The sequence below is a fragment of the Klebsiella sp. HMSC16C06 genome (assembly GCF_001808325.1).
GTDB lineage: Bacteria > Pseudomonadota > Gammaproteobacteria > Enterobacterales > Enterobacteriaceae > Klebsiella > Klebsiella variicola.
Genome location: NZ_KV793019.1, coordinates 17,169 through 34,832, shown reverse-complemented (window position 1 = coordinate 34,832; position 17,664 = coordinate 17,169). Strand labels below are relative to the sequence as shown.

The window sequence follows — 17,664 nt, the reverse complement described above, 5'->3', positions numbered from 1 at the left end:
GTTATTTGAAAGTATGCAGCATAAGGAATAAGAAAGTGAAAGCGTACTATATACTCGGACATAACGTTGCATGGCTTAACGGTATATGCCTGATTCTTTTTGTTATTGGTGTGGTCGGTGCGCTGGCAATGGTTGCCATCCCTGAAAAATTCAATCTTCGAGTTAACAGAGGCGATACATTCATATACTGTGCGCTTATAGCGGTGGTTGGGTTTTCCGGGATGTTCGTTATCTCCATTCACTCATTTTCGATGGATGAACTTGAAGCAGGTAGACACTGGAAAAACGACTGCAATACACTTGAAGTAAACATACCGACAGGCGCTTTTACCAGCCCTGTTAATAAACTGGACTGTGATGGCATCATCATTAATGTGCCAGGTGAGCGGTATTATGCGTATATCCATCAGTGGGAATTATACCAGGCGAATAAAAAATGAAAGTAAACGTCGCGAGCGCGGTTAAAAACATTGTTAACTGGGCCTTTCCACTCTTTTTTTTGGGTGGTCTGCTGTATCTTGTTTACGATGATTACAGAGATAACGGTACAGCGACTGAAGAACAGTTATTAATGATTTATCATGAAATACCCTGTGCCGGTGAGGATTTTCGAACGGCACTCCGTAATAGCCCGGGACCATTAACCCTTCGCGATGCGAAGAAAATTGCCGCTAAATGTAACGAGAAATATAAACAACTTAACGCACTGAACGCTATAAGCAAATAATCAGGGGATGGATATGATGCTGTTTTTTAGAAAGTATGGATTTTTGTTTATCCCTCCAGTCTACTGGCTCATCTATCTGGGAGTCAGGTTGACGTACAATGGACTGGCAGGAGAGTTTTCTCCTGATTTCTTTCAGAGTATTCGACATGATGGTGTCTTTATCATCTGTAGTTTGTGTGTTTTTTATTTTTTCTGCTTAGAGGTGGGGGGGAGTGATGTGGAGTTCTCAGCGAACATTCTGTTCCTGATTGTTTTCTTTCATATGGTTTTATTATTTATCACTCTGCTTATTTGTTTGTGGAAAGGGGCGATGTTGTTGGATGCGATCTTTACGGGTCAGATTATTGCTTCCATGTGTTTATTGTTTTTCATTCCTGTGTTTTCCATTATAAGAAGGAGTTTCTAGGGCGGACATGAATATTATTCTTGCCATTTATTACCCTTGTTATTTTGAAATGCTCTTAAAGGAACGCCCGCATGAGTAATAACATTATCGATGCCGTCACCCAGGCTGTGAATTCACTGGTGTCAGCACTGAAGCTGCCCGACGAATCCGCGAAAGCCAATGACACGCTGGGCAGCATGAATTTCCCCCAGTTCAGCCGTATTCTGCCCTATAAGGATTATGATTCCACGACCGGTCTGTTCATTAATAACAAAACCGTCGGTTTTATGTTTGAGGCGCGTCCTTTACCCGGTGCGGATAAAAGTATCGTCGCCACACTGGAGCATTTACTGCGCAGCAAACTTCCCAGGGGCGTCCCGGTCAGTTTTCATCTGGTCTCCAGCAAACTGGTCGGCAATGATATCGACTATGGTCTGCGTGAATTCCGCTGGAGCGGTAAACAGGCTAAAAAGTTTAATGCCATCACCCGCGCCTACTATCTCCGGGCGGCGGAAACACAATTTCCCCTGCCGGACAATCTGGATTTGCCCCTGACGCTGCGAAACTACCGCGTGTACATCTCCTGCTGCGTGCCCCGGAAGAAGAACTCCACCACGCAAATCGTGGAGCTGGAGAATCAGATTAAAGTGTTACGGGCATCGCTCGGCGGAGCTTACATCCCGACGCGTATCCTCGATGCGGCCGGGATGATCGAACTGATGCGGGAGCTGATTAACCCGGATCCGCATGAGATGTACCGGGTGCCGTACAAGCTGGACCCGTATCAGGACCTGAACTATCAGTGCGTGGATGACAGCTTTGACATGCAGGTCACTGCCGGTCATCTGAAAATTGGCCGCCTGGGGCGGGACGGGAAAGAGTGCGTGACCCGGGTGACGAACTATCACCTGGAGTGTGACCCGGAAATCGCCTTTCTCTGGACCGCTGCGGACAACTACGCCAACCTGCTGAACCCGGAGCTCTCCATCTCCTGCCCCTTTGTCATCACACTGACGCTGATGGTGGAGGACCAGGTGAAGACCCAGAACGAAGCCAACCTGAAATTCATGGACGTGGAGAAGAAAAGCAAAACCTCCTACGCGAAGTACTTTCCGAACGTGATAAAGGAAATGCAGGAGTGGGGCGATATCCGCCAGCGACTGGCGACCAACCAGACCTCTCTGGTGTCCTACTTCTTTAACATCACCACGTATACCGCCGATAACGCAGAGGCCTCTCTCGCTACCGAGCAGCAGGTGCTCAACAGTTACCGTAAGGGTGGCTTCCAGCTTATCCCGGCCCGCTACCATCACCTGCGTAACTTTCTGGCCATGATGCCGTTCAAATGCGGCGAAGGCCTGTTCAAAGAGCTGCAGGCGGCAGGTGTGGTGAAGCGGGCGGAGACGTTCCAGGTGGCCAACCTTCTGCCGATTGTCGCTGACAGTCCGCTGGCGCCGGCAGGACTCCTGGCGCCCACCTACCGTAACCAGCTGGCGTTCATCGACCTGTTCTACGAGGGAATGAACAATACCAATTTCAACATGGCGGTCTGCGGCACCTCCGGGGCGGGCAAAACCGGTCTGATTCAGCCCCTCATTCGCAGCGTGCTCGACTCCGGCGGGTTTGCCTGGGTGTTCGACATGGGCGACGGCTACAAGTCCCTGTGTGAAAACATGGGCGGCGTGTATCTTGACGGCGACTCGCTGAAGTTTAATCCGTTCGCCAATATTCTCGACGACGCTAACTTTTACCTGTCCGCCGAGCGTATCCGCGACCAGATGTCGGTGATGGCCAGTCCCAACGGCAACCTGGATGAAGTGCACGAAGGTCTTCTCCTGCAGGCGGTCCGGGCGGCCTGGCTGAGTAAGCGCAACAAGGCGCGTATCGATGATGTGGTGGCCTTTCTCCGGAGCGAGAAAGACAGTGAGGAATACGCCGACTCACCGGGGGTGCGCAGCCGTCTTGATGACATGATTATCCTGCTCGACCAGTACACGGTGAACGGGCTGTACGGGGAGTACTTCAACTCTGATGAGCCGTCCCTGCACGACGATGCCCGGATGGTGGTCCTTGAGCTGGGCGGGCTGGAGTCGCGCCAGTCCCTGCTGGTCGCGGTGATGTTCTCGCTCATCATCTATATCGAAAACCGGATGTACCAGTCCCCGCGCAGCCTGAAAAAACTCAACGTTATCGATGAAGGCTGGCGACTGCTGGACTTCAAAAACGAAAAGGTGGGGACCTTTATCGAGAAGGGCTACCGGACGGCGCGCCGGCATACCGGGGCCTATATCACCATCACCCAGAATATCGTGGATTTCGACTCCCCGACCGCATCGAGCGCTGCACGCGCTGCCTGGGGGAACTCCTCGTACAAGGCCATTCTGAAACAGTCAGCGAAGGAATTTGCCAAGTATAACCAGCTGTACCCCGACCAGTTCAGCAAGCTGGAGAAAGACATGATTAACGGTTTCGGCTCGGCCAAAGAGCAGTGGTTCTCCTCTTTTATGCTGCAGGTGGAAGCGAACTGCTCCTGGCACCGCCTGTTCGTCGACCCGCTCAGCCGGGCGATGTACTCCTCCAAAGGCCCGGATTTTGAGTACATGAAAGCGCGCCGGCAGGAGGGGGTTGATATCCACGATGCGGTGTACGGCCTCGCGTGTCGCAACTTTAAAGAAGAAATGGCTGAGCTTGAATCCCGAATACCGGTGAATGACATGGAGGATAAACAGTGATGAAAAACCACAGCGAACAACCGGTCAGTACGACCTCTCATACCTTTCGCCGGATACCTGTCATCGTTGCTCTCGTGCTTTTCGCCCTGGCAACCAGCGCGTTTCTCTCGCGCGTGGTTCTGGAGTACTCCACGCCGCGGGTGGTGGCTTTTGATATGAAGAAAACGCTCGACAGTTTTATGGACAGTGTCAGCCAGAAGCAGCTGACAGAGGCGCAGTCAAAAGCGCTCTCTGATCGGTTTAACGACGCGCTGGAAAAGAGTCTGGCGGAGTATCAGCAGCAGCATCATGTGGTCATTCTGGTTTCACCTGCCGTGGTTCAGGGCGCACCCGATGTGACCCGCAACATCCAGCACGACATTGCCCGCCGGATGAAGGGAGAACAGTAATGATACAACTGAAAGGCTGTCTGCTCGCCGCCTGTCTGTTATCGCCGCTGACTCAGGCGGCTGATCTCGGTACCTGGGGGGATTTATGGCCCGTCCGGGAGCAGGACATGCTGCAGCTCATCACGCAGCGTCTGCAGTCGCTGCAATCCTCTGGCCAGTGGGACCAGACGATGGATGCGTTTAAGCAGCGGGTTATCGAGAACAGTCAGCGTCCGGCGCCGGTGGAAGGCATTAAGCGTGCGGAGAAATACGAGCAGCGCTGGTTTGATCCCAGCATCCGCCTGACCGAAGACCTGAAGGACAATGAGGGGCGGGTGTTTGCCCGCAAGGGCGATGTGGTGAATCCGCTTAAAACCGTACCGTTTGTCCAGACCCTGTACTTCATCAATGGTGACGATGCCGACCAGCTGGCCTGGATGAAGCGTCAGGTGCCGGAAACCCTGATGAGCAAAATTATCCTGGTGCGCGGCAGTATCCCGGACACCTCCGCAGCGCTGGACAGCCGGATCTATTTCGACCAGAACGGCGTACTGAGCAAGCGATTTGGCCTGACGGCGGTCCCGGCGCGGATCACGCCGGCGCCCTCCGGTGAACGGCTGAATATTGAGACCTTCCCTGTAAAATAAGGATGTTTCTGTGAAAACCCTGACGCTTTTCCTGAGTGCCCTGATGTTGTGGGGGTACAGCCTCAGTGCGGCTGCTGACCCCTCCTGTGAGGGCCGGTTTGTTAACCCGATCACCGATGTGTGCTGGCGCTGCATCTTCCCTCTGTCGCTCGGCAGCGTGCAGGTTGGTAAAGGCGACCTGCCTGATACCAGCAATCCCGGTAATCCCCTGCAGCTGTGTCCGGCGCCGCCACCGCTTTTTGTTCGCCCCGGTCTGGCCATCGGGTACTGGGAGCCGATGGCCATGACGGACGTCAGCCGTTCGCCAGGTTGCATGGTCAATCTGGGGGGCTTCAGTATCAATCTCGGCAAGACCGGCATGGGAACCGCGAGAAAGGACGATAAGCAGGTGAACGGCGCCTTCTATCACGTTCACTGGTACAAGTACCCGCTGACGTACTGGCTGAACATCATCACGTCGGCAGGCTGTCTGGAAGGCGGAGACATGGATATTGCCTATCTGTCCGAGATTGACCCGACCTGGGTGGACAGCAGCCTCACCACCATCCTGAATCCGGAAGCCATCCTGTTTGCCAACCCCATCGCGCAGGGCGCCTGCGCAGCGGATGCGCTGGCCAGTGCATTCCATATGCCGCTGGATGTGCTCTTCTGGTGTGGTGGAAGCCACGGCTCACTTTACCCGTTTAACGGCCAGGTCAGTAATGAATCCAGCCCGCTGCAGTCGTCGGTACTGGTCAGTGAACGTATGGCCTTCAAGCTTCACCGGCAGGGTCAAATTATGGAGAGTATCGGGAAGGACAAGGCGGTCTGTTACGAATATCCCTCCCCGATCATCCCGAAAGAACGCTGGCGCTATCAGATGGTAAACATGTATCCGGACAGTGGTCAGTGCCATCCGCTTGGACGCAGCGTGATGCGCTGGGAGGCCGGCAAAAATCCACCCAACTCCCGCAAGAACTATGGCTACCTGATGTGGCGTAAACGTAACTGCGTATTTTTGTAACCCGGAGGCAGAACATGAAGCATAAGCATCTGGATTGTTTGATGCAGGACTTACACAATATCAGTCAGATGATTGCCGATGATATCCTGCAACGATCGGAGGCTGCCAGGGAGGTACAGGAAGTGCTCGATACCATGCGAATGACACTATTAAACAGAAAATGCCCCTCTTCGCGACTGGCTGAGTATGCGGTCTGTCTCCTGCGGGCAGAACGATATCGACAGGTGCGGATTTACGGTAAATCGTTAAGAGAAGTCAGGGATCTCAGCCTGTGGATTACAGGACTGAAAGCCTTCAGACGGAGACTGGAGAAAACAGAGGAAACCTGGCGGTACCGCCAGTGGGAAGCAAGCCGTGCTGCATATTCGCTGGCCGGATTATTTATTCTGCCAGCGTACCTTATTTTCTCCCTTGCGGTAGGTGTCGGTTGCGACTTACGGATAAGCTCGGTCATCCTGGGGGGATATCTTGTCTGTTTAACTGGCGTGGCTGTCCGGGCCAAAGACTGCGTAGCCATTTACTGGTCGTTGTACAGTTTCATTCCTCTGGTGATGCTGAATTGATATTTTTGATGCTCCTTTTTTTGATAGCAAATGCGTGCCCCGTGCGCCCGATTTTAACCCCGTTAGTGTGAAGTTTGTGTGAGAAAAGACAAAAGCGGGTCCGACCGCCATAGCGAAAGTTCAGCACTGCTACTTCACTCCAGCATAGTTTGTAAGCTTTGCAGTAACAGGGTATTTTCCGCTTCCTGAATTCTTTCTTCAGAAAGTTTTTACCTTGCACTCTTATCAGGTGAGATGAAAATTAAATTTTCTGGAAAGGTAATGCCTGAAGAACAACGATGTTGTCAACCAGTCTTACCAGTGCGCTGACATATTCCTTCTTTGAGGTTTCGTCAGGTAAATATTTTGGCTGAATATCTATCCTCAGGTTCCTGAATGCGGTTAGTAGCAACCCTGACTCTTTGCACCTCAGGTTCGCAAAGGTCATATAAAACACTACGCAAGGAAATATAATTGAGAGAATAATGAATAACGGGGTATTAAAATAGTTTTGTGGAGAAAAGTGGCAAAATAAAGAAATGAAATAAATACTGAAAAGCAGGACGAAAATAACCTGAGTGTTGCGGGTGTGCTGAAGAAACAGAAATAAAGAATGATGGTATCTGAACCTGAGCCTGGCAGTGAACGCGAAACCAAACAGTACGATCGCTACGGTATAAAGCATCTTTGTCCTCCTGGACGGATCCCTTAATGTAAAATACACCCAAACGGAGAGTCTACATGACTGGTATCAGTACAAAAAAGGATATTGAATACATAAAGGCCGTTTTTAATGACCTCAGTGAAGCGTTAACGCAGATGGCATATGGACAGGTTGTTCTGCCCGTCGATATCAAAGGGTTGCTTTCTGACATTCAGGCGTCTCTGATTAAAGGACGTCTGCCATGTGCCCTGGAAGTCGACTGTTTTGAGGAAAGCCTTCTTTTGTTCCTCCGAAGTGTCAGGCAGCAACGGCAAAGCATTGTCTACACCACTGAGGTGGACAGGCAAATGGCCAGACTCAGGGATGTCAGATACTTTCTTGTTGTGTTAACAGGATATCCTGAGAGAGTACAAGAACCACCCCGGTTACTGTGGAGATGGCGGGATATTAAAACGCTGTCCGTGCTCTTCCTCAGTGTAGTACTGTCTTTTTGTTCTGTCCTTTATCTCGCCTCAGGTAATAATGGTGCTGTGCATGGTGTTTATTGTATTGCGATAATTTTATTTTCTATTTCAATATATGCATTAGAAGAGTCTGGGGTTGGTGGTGTGGTGTTTTCTCTCTCGGGGGTGACCATTTTTACTGTTGCTGCTCTTTGCGAATACTTACCGCCTCAATAACTGGTTTTTAGCGTTATCATGAAAGTATGCTTTGTAAAATAACTTACTCTTTTTCTATTTACAGACGTCGGTCTGGCGTTTTTGGCAATTATATATTGTCCTGACGCATCATTTTCCACATAACTGTCGACAGAAGAGAATAATATGAATAAAAGGATTAGAGGGCTGGCCTGGGGGCTGAGTCTGCTCTGCACGACGGCGTCAGCCGCTGACAATATTAATACGCCCGGGGACCAGCAGTGGCTGAAACAGCAGGAGAACCTCAGCGAACAACTGCGCCAGCATCCGGATAAACAGCTGCAGCAGGAGCTTGAGGCGCAAATCAGCCGCAATCCTCTGCCCAAATCTGACCGCCAGTTTATCGATAATCTGGTCAGCCAGCAGAAAGCGGCGAATCAGGAAAAACCGGCAGAAGGGGCGCTGTACTTTGTCTCCTTCTCGATACCTGAAGAGGGGCTGAAGCGGATGCTGCACGAAACCCGGCAGTATGGCATTCCGGCGACACTGCGCGGGCTCGTCAATAACGACATGAGGACCACCACCGACGCGGTGCTGCAGCTGGTGAAAGACGGTGTCACCGACGGGGTGCAGATCGACCCGACACTGTACACGCAGTACGGCATCCGGAGTGTGCCGTCTCTGGTGGTACGGTGTCAGGCCGGGTATGACGTGGTACGCGGTAACATTCACGTCAAACAGGCGCTGGAGAAAGTCGCACAAACCGGTGACTGCGCACAGGTGGCCCGGCAGATGCTTGATGCGCCCTCAAATGCCGCCGGGAGCCAGCCATGAAAGATAAACCGTACTTCATGGCGTTACCGGAAATGGTGAGGGATGCGGGAGGGTGGAAATGAAGACGGTTATTTCCGTGCTGACCGCGCATTTTTTTGTCCTGGGTACCTTCATCTGGCTGGCATCCCCCGCCTGCGCTGACAGTGGAGGCGACTATAAAGCCGGCTCGGATTTTGCGAAACAGGTGCAGGGCAATGGTCTGAACTCACTGAAAAATTTCAGTGGTGAGCAAAACCTGCCGGGGTATACCGCCAACCCGGATCAGACAAAATACTACGGCGGCGTCACTGCCAGCGGAGACAGCTCCCTGAAAAGCGATTCAGCCCTGGAGTTCAGCCAGGGGGATACCGGCAAAACGATTACGGAGTCGTTCACGAACCGGCCACCGGATCAGATATCTCAGGATGCGCCGTTTATTCAGGCCGCAAAGGATACCGAATCCCGTGCCGACAGCATTGTCGGTGATACCGGACAGTCCTGTACCGCCCAGGTTGTGAACCGCAGCGAGTTCACAAACCATACCTGCGAACGTGATCTGCAGGTGGAAAATTTTTGCACACGGGAAGCGACCCTGAAGGATAACGCCACCACGCAGAAAGTTAACCGAACCTATCAGCAGGTGGTGACGCTGAATTATGCCCGGAGTACCCGGCAATGGAGTGGCAACCTGACGATCCCGACCAGTGGTCGTCTTCTGAATGCCTCGGTGGATGGTGAGCCTCTGGTGATCCCCTGGATTGAAGAATGCGATTCCGAAGGGAAGGTGCGGGATAGCTGCAAGAGTGCAGTGAGTGAAAGCCTGACCCTCTTTGAACGAACGTTCCCCATTGATGTGATCAGCTGGCCACGTTCAGAATCGATATGTTCAGGCGGCCAGAACACGCATTGTACGAAATATACCTATGACGGGAAGGCGAAGATTCATCAGTCGTTTGGTGTGGACAAAGTGGTCACTGCAGGGCAGAACTTTGCTGTAAGCAAAATATCACGAACCGTATCATCGGCCAGCCAGAAACCCGTACAGGTCACGGTCACCCTGGTGATGGAGGAAACCGAAACCGTCTACGCACCTGAAGTCGTCTGGGTGGAAAGCTGTCCGTTCAGTAAGGATGAAGGGACAAAAACGGGCGAGGAATGTATCAGCCCGGGAGGAACGCGAACCATCACCCTAGGAGGCAGGGATTACTCGTTCACGGAAGCCTGCTGGAAATATAAGGATACCTGGCTCACGCAGCCGGCGGACAACGGCTCCTGTGAAAGCCTGATGAAAAATACGGCTTGTACCCTGTCATCCCGCCAGTGCGCCTTCTCCAGCGAGGAAGGCACGTGCCTGCATGAGTATGCAACGTATTCCTGCGAAACCAGGACGAGCGGGAAACAGATGGTTTGTGGCGGGGATGTGTTCTGCCTCGATGGGGAGTGTGACAAAGCCACGTCCGGGAAGAGCAACGACTTTGGCCAGGCCGTGTCTGAGCTGGCAGCGCTGGCGGCTGCAGGGAAGGATGTCGCGGCACTGAACGGGGTGGATGTCAGGGCCTTCACCGGAAAAGCGAAATACTGCAAAAAATTCGCGGCTGGCTTCAGTAACTGCTGCAAAGACGGCGGCTGGGGCCAGGATGTGGGGCTGGCACGCTGCAGCAGCGAGGAAAAGGCGCTGGCCAAAGCGAAAAAAGACAAGCTGACGGTCAGTATCGGGGAGTTCTGCTCTAAAAAGGTTCTGGGTATTTGCCTGGAGAAAAAAAGGAGCTATTGCCAGTTCGACTCAAAACTGGCGCAGATCGTTCAGCAGCAGGGCAGAAACGGCCAGCTTCATATCGGTTTTGGCGGCGCCAGCAGTCCTGACTGTCGGGGCATTACCGTCGCGGAACTCCAGGGGATTGATTTTAACGAGCTGGATTTCACAAACTTCATGGAGGATTTAATCAATAACCAGAAAATCCCGGATAACAGCGAACTGACCGAAAAAACAAAAGCGCGTATTAAAGAACTTCTCACGCAGTCTTCAGCAAAGTAACTCTCCATTAATAACATATCAAAGGTGACTAAATGGCTGCGTCCTTGATGGTCGTTGTTTTGCTTGTGCTCTTTCTTTTCATTCCGGCCTGTATCGCCCTGTTCATGTCAGGCCGCAGTCTGCTCCTGATATTCCTGGGTGCCGTGGCGTGCCAGGCGGCTGTTGCCGTTGCGTTTGCAGGACTGTCTGCCCGGGGCTGGTCTGAGTCGATGGGGATGGGGGCGGCATCACTCATTTTCTACGTTATCGGGCTGCACAAGGCTGACGGTGTAAAACAGAATACTCATAACGGGAGAGAAAAGAATGAAAGTTAATTTTCACAAACATCCTGCCGTCGATTTTTCTCTGAGACTGACGCTGACGGTAATTATCATATCTCCGGTGATTTATTTCTCCTGGGATGCCGTCAAAGGGACATCGGGGGGTGATTATGTTGAGAGTGTGGTCTTTATTCTCTGCATGGGCGGTGTCGGGCTTATGAATTATCTGTTTTTTTCGGCGCTGACCAGACTTTTACAGAAGGGAAAATAAAGGAGCAGGGATGGAAGAGAGAAAATCGTATGGAATGGTGGTGCTGTTTGTCAGCGTGTTTGTTGTTTTTCTGGTGAGCATTATGTCGTACAGCCTGTGGCGGGACAGACAGGTTAACGCATTTATGACCACCAACCGGGCCTGGGGGATCCAGTGCGACACTGTTTCTCAGGCCGCGTGGGTGGTCAGGGACGGGGAGCGGGTGGACCTTCAGATAAATCATCTGCCTCTGTACTGCAGCGGTTACCGCTTTGAAGCCCGTGATGATGCAGGAAAGATACAGCGCCAGCTCGATAAATACAGTGTCTATCAGCATCTGTCACGCCAGTCGCAATAATTCATAAAAGGGTATTTGCCATGCGAACAATACATGCCGCCATGCTGGCGGGGTGCCTTTGCTGCGCCCTGATGCCGGCTTTCGCCAAAGACGCGGGCTGGCAGTGGTACAACGAGAAACTGAAGCCCCGTGATGAGGAAAGGCCAGCCGCACCAGCGGCACCACCGCCGCAAATGGATATCCTGGAGAAACAGGCAGTCCTGCAACATGCAACGAAAAAAGCATTAGCGGAAGCCATCCTTTATCCCTCGGTGCCGGCTTTTGTGAAGTTCTTCCGTCTTCAAAACTACTGGACGCAGCAGGCTGGCCTGTTCTCCATGAGCGCGAAGAAAGCCATGCTGGAAAACCCCGAACTCGATTACAACCTGCAGTACAGCCACTACAACGGCACGGTAAAAAACCAGCTCGCCGCTGATTATGCCGAACAGCGTCAGGCTATCTCCACCCTCGCACAGCACTACGGTGTGATGTTCTTCTACCGGGGCAGGGAAGCGATCGATGGCCAGCTGGTCCAGGTGATTAAAAATTTTCGCGAAACCTATGGCCTGAGCGTGATACCGGTGTCGGTTGACGGAGTGATTAACCCCATGCTGCCCGACAGCCGTAAGGACCAGGGCCAGGCAGAGCAGCTTGGCGTGAAGTTCTTCCCCGCGATGATGCTGGTTAACCCGAAAAGTGGCCAGGTGAAGCCTCTCAGTTACGGCTTTATCAGTCAGGACGACCTGGCGAAACAGTTCCTCTATGTCTCCAGCGACTTTAAACCGAATTTCTAAGGAGTGTGTCATGCGAAATATTCGTTTTCCGGATTTAGATATCACCGGGATGTGGGTGCTGGCCGTGGGCGTGTTTTTCCACCTGATAGCCCGGCTTGTCAGAAAGCAGCCTGAGCTGGCCGTCCAGGCCGGGGAAATCTTCGGGCTGGGAATGGTGGTGTTCGGGGGATACCGCATTCTTAACGCCCTCATTGCTGAAGCCGAAAAAGAGGAGAAAGCTTGTGAAAAGCAGCCTGAAGAACATCGCTAAGACGCTGCTGGCGGCGCTGGCTCTTTCCCTTGCTCTGGCCGGACTGGCACAGGCGGGCACGCTTGATGAGGTGAAGTCGCTCTGGGATCCGCGGGGAATCTCCGGTACTGAAACGGCTTCCCCGCAGAGCGACACTCCCCAGGCGGTGAGCGGGGCATCTCAGCCACGCTGGTTACGACTCAGCAACGGAAAGCAGGTGGACCTGCGCGACTGGAAAGTGGTGCTGTTCATGCAGGGACACTGTCCCTACTGTCATAAGTTTGACCCGGTACTGAAGCAACTGGCCGGACAGTATGGCTTCTCCGTGTTCTCTTACACCATTGACGGACAGGGTGATGACGCGTTTCCTGAGGCGCTGCCGGCGCCTCCTGACGTGATGCAGACCTTTTTCCCCAATATCCCGGTGGCCACCCCGACCACGTTTCTGGTCAACGTGAACACCCTGGCAGCGTACCCGATCCTGCAGGGTGCCACGGATGCACAGGGCTTTATGGCCAGAGTGGATACGGTATTTCAGATGATGCACTGAGTCTCTGTTATATCCGGTCTTAGCAAGTGATTAAGGAAAATAGCCATGAACAAATATATACGTTCGACGGGACTGTATGCGTTTTTATTTCCAGCCAGTTTAAAAGCACCCGGGCAGACAGCAGCAGAAAAAATAGAACAACTGAAGCCGGAATTTATCCACCGGGAAAGGCGTATGGAAATCTATCTGGAATTATTCATTGTGTTTCTCACTGCAGGTGCTCTGCTGTTATGGATAATGAGATTTTTATTTAATCTCTGGGTGGCTGACTGGATAGCCAGCGGTGACCTGCGAGTAAAAGACCTGTGGAATATTATGATGTACGCCATCCCTTATGCGCTGATGGCTGTCGGGATGGGGTTCTTTGTTGCCGGAGTGACATTAGCGATCCGCAATTTTTTCAGTTATCACCTTAAGACCCTTTTTATTCTGAGAAATGACAGAGTAAAAAAAAATGCTGTGCGTAATGGAGGACAGGATGCGAATTAAACTTCTGTCACTTTTCTGCGGTGCCGCGCTTGGCCTGTCATTTAGTGCCGCCGCCGACGTGAATGGCGACATGAACCAATTCTTCAATAAGCTTGGCTTTGCGTCCAATACCAGCCAGCCGCAGGTCTGGCAGGGACAGGCGGCGGGTTACGCCTCCGGCGGTTCGCTGTATGCCAGAACGCAGGTGAAAACGATCCAGCTGGTCAGCATGACCCTGCCGGATATTAACGCCGGCTGCGGCGGCATCGATGCGTACCTGGGGTCGTTCTCATTTATCAACAGCGAGCAGCTGCAGCGCTTCGGCAAACAAATTATGTCCAACGCCGCGGGCTACTTCTTTGACCTTGCCCTGCAGACCACGGTTCCGGAGATCAAAACTGCCAAAGACTTCCTGCAGAAGATGGCCAGCGACATCAACAGCATGAACCTCAGCTCCTGCCAGGCCGCTCAGGGCATTGTGGGCGGTCTGTTTCCACGGACCCAGGTGGCGCAGCAAAAGGTCTGCCAGGACATTGCCGGCGAGAGCAACATTTTTGCGGACTGGGCGGCTTCCCGTCAGGGCTGTTCGGTGGGGGGGCAGATGGACAAAGTGCAGGATAAAGCCAGCGATAAGGACAAGGAGCGTGTGATGAAGAACATCAACATTATGTGGGATGCCCTGTCCAAAAACCGGCTCTTTGACGGCAATAAGGAGCTGAAAGAGTTTGTGATGACCCTGACCGGGACGCTGATTTTTGGTGAGAACAGTGAGATCACCCCGCTGCCGGCACGCACCACTGACCAGGATCTGATTAAAGCCATGATGGAGGGCGGCACGGCTAAAATCTATCACTGCAATGATTCGGATAAGTGTCTTAAGGTCGTTGCTGATGCCACCGTGACCATCACCTCCAGTAAGGCGCTGAAAAGCCAGATTTCCGCTTTGTTAAGCAGTATCCAGAATAAAGCGGTGGCTGATGAAAAGCTGACGGATCAGGAGAAAGGGTTTATCTCCAGCACCACCATTCCGGTGTTCAAATACCTGGTCGATCCGCAGATGCTCGGGGTATCTAACTCACTTATTTACCAGCTGACGGACTATATCGGCTACGACATCCTGCTGCAGTACATTCAGGAACTTATCCAGCAGGCCCGGGCGATGATCTCAACCGGTAATTATCCCCAGTCGACAATGGATATGATCATGGAAAACCTCAACCAGGCGAGTGTGCAGATTGCCGCTTTCCAGTCCCGCGTTCAGGTTCAGCAGGACGCCTTGCTCGTGGTGGACAGACAAATGAGTTACATGCGCCAGCAGGTCTCTGCCCGCATGATGACCCGCTACCAGAATAACTATCATTTTGGGGGGAATCAGTAATGCTTGAGGTATATGCCATTGCAGGCGGTGACTGGTTACGGGGCAACCTGAACGCGATTGCGGCGTTTATGGGGACCGGCACATGGTCGACCATAGAAAAGATGTGTATCGCCATCTCGGTACTCATTGTGGCGGGGAACTGGGTAAAAAAACACAACGTGATGGACCTTTTGGGCTGGGTCTTTTCCCTCACCCTGGTCTCTATGCTGGTTGTCATTCGCACCCCTGTGCAGATCATCGATTACAGTAACGTTGCGCAGGTCTATGAAGTCGATAATGTACCTATTGGTCTGGCTATTCCGGCGTCGCTGACAACGCGGGTGGGAAACGCGCTTATCCAGAGTTATGAGATGGTCTTCGCGCTGCCGGACAGTGTCACGTACAGTAAAACGGGGATGTTATTTGGCAGTAATCTGGTCGCGAAAAGTACGGATTTTTTATCACAAAATCCTCAGATTACGACGCTGTTTTCCGATTACGTACAAAACTGTGTGATGGGCGATATTTTTCTCAATCATAAGTACACTTTTGAGGAATTACTGAATTCACCTGACCCGTACACCCTGATTTTTGCAAACCCGAGTCCACTGCGTGGCGTGTTTGATAAAAACAACCAGTTCCAGACATGCGAGGAGGCCTCACGGGATCTGAAATCGGCTCTTGCGCTGGATACCCAGACAGGCGGTAAAACCTGGAACTACTATGTTCGTCAGCTGTTTGGCGGCAAACCTAATCCCGATCTGCTGTTCAGCCAGATGATTGGCGACAGCTACAATTACTTCTACAGCTCGGGACAGAGCGCCGGGCAGATTATCCGCCAGAACGTCACGATGAACGCCCTGCGCAGCGGGATCCAGAGTTATGCAGCCCGCAGCGGTGATACCGCCAGTCTGGTCAATATCGCTAACACCTCATCTCTTGAAAAGCAGCGGCTGGCTCAGGCCACAATGGGGCATCAGGCGCTTCGCGCACTTCCGCTGACGCAGACCGTCATTATGGGGTTAATGATTGGGATGTTCCCGATCATGGTGATGGCCGCCATGTTTAACATGATGACGCTGCAGGTGCTTAAGGGGTATGTGTTTGCGCTTATCTGGCTGCAGACGTGGCCATTGCTGTTCGCCATCCTGAACAGCGCAATGGCCTACTATGCGAAGCAAAATGGCGTACCGGTCGTTCTCTCTGAGTTGTCGCAGGTTCAGCTCAAAAACTCGGATATTGCAACCACCGCGGGTTATATTGCCGTGATGATACCGCCTTTGTCGTGGGGGATCGTGAAGAGCATGGGAGCCGCCTTCTCCAGTGCCTACAGCCATTTTTCTTCTTCCGGGCTTGGTGCAACATCGCAGGCGGCATCCGGCGTGGTGGACGGGAATTACTCGTTTGCCAACATGCAGATGGAGAACGTCAGCGGCTACAGCTGGGGTACCAACAGCACAACGAGTTTCGGACAGATGTCGCGGCAGCTGGCGAATGGAGGCACGGAGACGAAGACCGGGGACGGGACGACTATCTGGGATGCGCGCAGTTCTAAGCTACCGGTTGATATCAATGTCAGCCGGCAACTGGCCAGTGCCAACCAGCAGATGGCCCGTGAGGCTGATGTCCAGGCCGAAAGCGCGCTGCATGGCTATAACAGCAGCGTGACAAGTGCCTGGAATAGTCTGCAGCAATTTGGCACCAATAAAGGGAACAGCACATCAACAACGACCGGGGCCGATACTACCGAGTCTTCGCAGGATTCGATGGCCAGAAGCAAGATGTGGAATGCGGTTGTTGCTAATGCGAAAGCCAACAACATCAGTAATGAGGAGTCTTTCCAGCAGTTGATGGATGATTCATCGAAAAGAACTCAATCATTTGATGCACATGTATCTGGTAAATGGAGTTCAGGGGATCAACTGTTTGGCAAGTTAGGAAAGTGGGGCAGTGGTTTTTCTGCTGAAGTTGGTGGTAAAGGAAGTGCAGGCTGGGGGCACAGCTCAGGTAATACAGATAACGTTGGCACTTCCGGTCGGGAATCGAATGACAGCCGGCATGATACCAGCAGTCAGGCGGCGAAAGACTTTAAAGAAGCTTCGGATTACTTTACCAGCCGCAAAACCACCACTTCGGGCAATATTACCGATAATAATGCCAGTTCGCGTATCGACCAGTTTGCTGCATCACTTTCCAGTGCCAAAAACAGCTATGACCAGTACACGAACAGCCGGACCCGCAGCCATGAGTACAGTGAGATGGCCTCCCGGACAGAGAGCATGAGCGGCCAGATGAACGAAAACCTGACTCAGCAGTTTGCTCACTTTGTCCAGCAACGTTCTCCGCAGAATGCAGAAGCCATTCTGACCAATACCAGTTCTCCTGAAATTGCCGCGCAGCGTGAAGCCCTGGCGCGTGAATTCGTCAAAGAGCAGGTAGAGCCCAGGGTTGATGCTGCGTATCAACAGGGGCGCGAAAGCATCGGACAGAATATGGCTGGGGTGTCAGGCGGTGGTGACAATGGTTCGGTAATGGCCGACTACGGACATAATGCCGGTCGTATCGATGCTATGACACAAGATGCGGGTATTAAGGATAATGTGGGTCAGAAAGTGGATGGGATGATTACAGAAAATAAACAACAGCATCAGGAAACCCGCGAAAACATACAACGGCAAGGCGTAGATGTGAAAAATGAGAATGCTGAAATGGAAAAGAGCCATAAAACAAAAGCAAATGAGTTTAAAGGTGATTATAATGAAAGAAAGAGTAAGGTAAATTCTTTACCAGGGGCTGACTCTCCGGCTGAGTTAGAGGAAAAAGCAGCGAAAACGCAAAAGGATTTTCTTGATGGGAAAAGATGAA

General features: G+C 52.2%; 20 protein-coding genes. All 20 read left to right on the top strand.

Annotated elements, in window-relative coordinates; translation table 11 throughout:
* The first annotated feature begins 35 nt into the window (after positions 1-35).
* On the top strand, positions 36-440 hold the full coding sequence (locus HMPREF3142_RS22590) for a hypothetical protein (protein ID WP_042939116.1): 405 nt from the start codon (positions 36-38) through the stop codon (positions 438-440).
* On the top strand, positions 437-727 hold the full coding sequence (locus tag HMPREF3142_RS22585; protein ID WP_042939113.1) for a hypothetical protein: 291 nt from the start codon (positions 437-439) through the stop codon (positions 725-727). The genes HMPREF3142_RS22590 and HMPREF3142_RS22585 overlap by 4 nt, the downstream gene beginning before the upstream one ends.
* Before the next feature lie 7 nt (positions 728-734).
* Positions 735-1,133, top strand: coding sequence for a hypothetical protein (locus HMPREF3142_RS22580; RefSeq protein WP_172437982.1), 399 nt, complete (start codon positions 735-737; stop codon positions 1,131-1,133).
* A gap of 71 nt (positions 1,134-1,204) precedes the next feature.
* Positions 1,205-3,844, top strand: a complete 2,640-nt coding sequence (gene traC, locus HMPREF3142_RS22575; protein WP_070612664.1) for a type IV secretion system protein TraC — start codon at positions 1,205-1,207, stop codon at positions 3,842-3,844.
* The gene (gene trbI, locus HMPREF3142_RS22570; RefSeq protein ID WP_042939105.1) at positions 3,844-4,233 is read left to right on the top strand and encodes a type-F conjugative transfer system protein TrbI; all 390 of its coding nucleotides are present in this window, start codon (positions 3,844-3,846) and stop codon (positions 4,231-4,233) included. The genes traC and trbI overlap by 1 nt, the downstream gene beginning before the upstream one ends.
* Positions 4,233-4,859, top strand: coding sequence for a type-F conjugative transfer system protein TraW (gene traW, locus HMPREF3142_RS22565; protein ID WP_070612662.1), 627 nt, complete (start codon positions 4,233-4,235; stop codon positions 4,857-4,859). The genes trbI and traW overlap by 1 nt, the downstream gene beginning before the upstream one ends.
* 19 nt (positions 4,860-4,878) lie before the next feature.
* Positions 4,879-5,862, top strand: coding sequence for a conjugal transfer pilus assembly protein TraU (traU, locus tag HMPREF3142_RS22560; RefSeq protein WP_223176982.1), 984 nt, complete (start codon positions 4,879-4,881; stop codon positions 5,860-5,862).
* Positions 5,863-5,876: 14 nt separating this feature from the next.
* Positions 5,877-6,425, top strand: coding sequence for a hypothetical protein (locus HMPREF3142_RS22555; protein ID WP_022631518.1), 549 nt, complete (start codon positions 5,877-5,879; stop codon positions 6,423-6,425).
* A gap of 720 nt (positions 6,426-7,145) precedes the next feature.
* Positions 7,146-7,748, top strand: coding sequence for a hypothetical protein (locus HMPREF3142_RS22545; protein ID WP_022631520.1), 603 nt, complete (start codon positions 7,146-7,148; stop codon positions 7,746-7,748).
* Positions 7,749-7,892: 144 nt separating this feature from the next.
* Positions 7,893-8,540, top strand: a complete 648-nt coding sequence (trbC, locus tag HMPREF3142_RS22540) for a type-F conjugative transfer system pilin assembly protein TrbC (RefSeq protein WP_042946323.1) — start codon at positions 7,893-7,895, stop codon at positions 8,538-8,540.
* Between the two features lie 58 nt (positions 8,541-8,598).
* Positions 8,599-10,554: a type-F conjugative transfer system mating-pair stabilization protein TraN gene (gene traN, locus HMPREF3142_RS22535; protein WP_042939088.1), complete on the top strand. Its 1,956-nt coding sequence runs from the start codon at positions 8,599-8,601 to the stop codon at positions 10,552-10,554.
* A gap of 32 nt (positions 10,555-10,586) precedes the next feature.
* A complete protein-coding gene (locus HMPREF3142_RS22530) occupies positions 10,587-10,868 on the top strand; it encodes a hypothetical protein (RefSeq protein WP_022644736.1) in 282 nt (93 codons plus the stop codon).
* Positions 10,858-11,085 carry a conjugal transfer protein TrbE gene (locus HMPREF3142_RS22525; RefSeq protein ID WP_070612658.1) on the top strand — a complete coding sequence of 76 codons (228 nt, stop codon included), beginning with the start codon at positions 10,858-10,860 and terminating at the stop codon, positions 11,083-11,085. Before HMPREF3142_RS22530 ends, HMPREF3142_RS22525 begins: the two co-directional genes overlap by 11 nt.
* A gap of 10 nt (positions 11,086-11,095) precedes the next feature.
* Positions 11,096-11,422 carry a hypothetical protein gene (locus HMPREF3142_RS22520; protein ID WP_020323521.1) on the top strand — a complete coding sequence of 109 codons (327 nt, stop codon included), beginning with the start codon at positions 11,096-11,098 and terminating at the stop codon, positions 11,420-11,422.
* Between the two features lie 20 nt (positions 11,423-11,442).
* Complete coding sequence (traF, locus tag HMPREF3142_RS22515; RefSeq protein WP_070612656.1) at positions 11,443-12,195, top strand: type-F conjugative transfer system pilin assembly protein TraF; 753 nt, start codon at positions 11,443-11,445, stop codon at positions 12,193-12,195.
* Between the two features lie 10 nt (positions 12,196-12,205).
* The gene (gene traQ, locus HMPREF3142_RS22510; protein ID WP_009309875.1) at positions 12,206-12,445 is read left to right on the top strand and encodes a type-F conjugative transfer system pilin chaperone TraQ; all 240 of its coding nucleotides are present in this window, start codon (positions 12,206-12,208) and stop codon (positions 12,443-12,445) included.
* Positions 12,417-12,974 carry a type-F conjugative transfer system pilin assembly thiol-disulfide isomerase TrbB gene (trbB, locus tag HMPREF3142_RS22505; RefSeq protein ID WP_070612654.1) on the top strand — a complete coding sequence of 186 codons (558 nt, stop codon included), beginning with the start codon at positions 12,417-12,419 and terminating at the stop codon, positions 12,972-12,974. The genes traQ and trbB overlap by 29 nt, the downstream gene beginning before the upstream one ends.
* Before the next feature lie 45 nt (positions 12,975-13,019).
* On the top strand, positions 13,020-13,463 hold the full coding sequence (trbF, locus tag HMPREF3142_RS22500) for an F-type conjugal transfer protein TrbF (protein WP_070612652.1): 444 nt from the start codon (positions 13,020-13,022) through the stop codon (positions 13,461-13,463).
* Positions 13,441-14,820, top strand: coding sequence for a conjugal transfer pilus assembly protein TraH (gene traH / locus HMPREF3142_RS22495; protein ID WP_072198238.1), 1,380 nt, complete (start codon positions 13,441-13,443; stop codon positions 14,818-14,820). The genes trbF and traH overlap by 23 nt, the downstream gene beginning before the upstream one ends.
* Positions 14,820-17,663: a conjugal transfer mating-pair stabilization protein TraG gene (gene traG / locus HMPREF3142_RS22490; protein ID WP_070612650.1), complete on the top strand. Its 2,844-nt coding sequence runs from the start codon at positions 14,820-14,822 to the stop codon at positions 17,661-17,663. Before traH ends, traG begins: the two co-directional genes overlap by 1 nt.
* Position 17,664: the final 1 nt, after the last annotated feature.

Coding starts and splice junctions, on each gene's coding strand:
- HMPREF3142_RS22585 (WP_042939113.1), top strand. CDS start 437: ATGAAAGTAAACGTCGCGAGCGCGGTTAAAAACATTGTTAACTGGGCC.
- HMPREF3142_RS22580 (WP_172437982.1), top strand. CDS start 735: ATGGATATGATGCTGTTTTTTAGAAAGTATGGATTTTTGTTTATCCCT.
- traC (WP_070612664.1), top strand. CDS start 1,205: ATGAGTAATAACATTATCGATGCCGTCACCCAGGCTGTGAATTCACTG.
- trbI (WP_042939105.1), top strand. CDS start 3,844: ATGAAAAACCACAGCGAACAACCGGTCAGTACGACCTCTCATACCTTT.
- traW (WP_070612662.1), top strand. CDS start 4,233: ATGATACAACTGAAAGGCTGTCTGCTCGCCGCCTGTCTGTTATCGCCG.
- HMPREF3142_RS22555 (WP_022631518.1), top strand. CDS start 5,877: ATGAAGCATAAGCATCTGGATTGTTTGATGCAGGACTTACACAATATC.
- HMPREF3142_RS22545 (WP_022631520.1), top strand. CDS start 7,146: ATGACTGGTATCAGTACAAAAAAGGATATTGAATACATAAAGGCCGTT.
- trbC (WP_042946323.1), top strand. CDS start 7,893: ATGAATAAAAGGATTAGAGGGCTGGCCTGGGGGCTGAGTCTGCTCTGC.
- traN (WP_042939088.1), top strand. CDS start 8,599: ATGAAGACGGTTATTTCCGTGCTGACCGCGCATTTTTTTGTCCTGGGT.
- HMPREF3142_RS22530 (WP_022644736.1), top strand. CDS start 10,587: ATGGCTGCGTCCTTGATGGTCGTTGTTTTGCTTGTGCTCTTTCTTTTC.
- HMPREF3142_RS22525 (WP_070612658.1), top strand. CDS start 10,858: ATGAAAGTTAATTTTCACAAACATCCTGCCGTCGATTTTTCTCTGAGA.
- HMPREF3142_RS22520 (WP_020323521.1), top strand. CDS start 11,096: ATGGAAGAGAGAAAATCGTATGGAATGGTGGTGCTGTTTGTCAGCGTG.
- traF (WP_070612656.1), top strand. CDS start 11,443: ATGCGAACAATACATGCCGCCATGCTGGCGGGGTGCCTTTGCTGCGCC.
- traQ (WP_009309875.1), top strand. CDS start 12,206: ATGCGAAATATTCGTTTTCCGGATTTAGATATCACCGGGATGTGGGTG.
- trbF (WP_070612652.1), top strand. CDS start 13,020: ATGAACAAATATATACGTTCGACGGGACTGTATGCGTTTTTATTTCCA.
- traH (WP_072198238.1), top strand. CDS start 13,441: ATGGAGGACAGGATGCGAATTAAACTTCTGTCACTTTTCTGCGGTGCC.
- traG (WP_070612650.1), top strand. CDS start 14,820: ATGCTTGAGGTATATGCCATTGCAGGCGGTGACTGGTTACGGGGCAAC.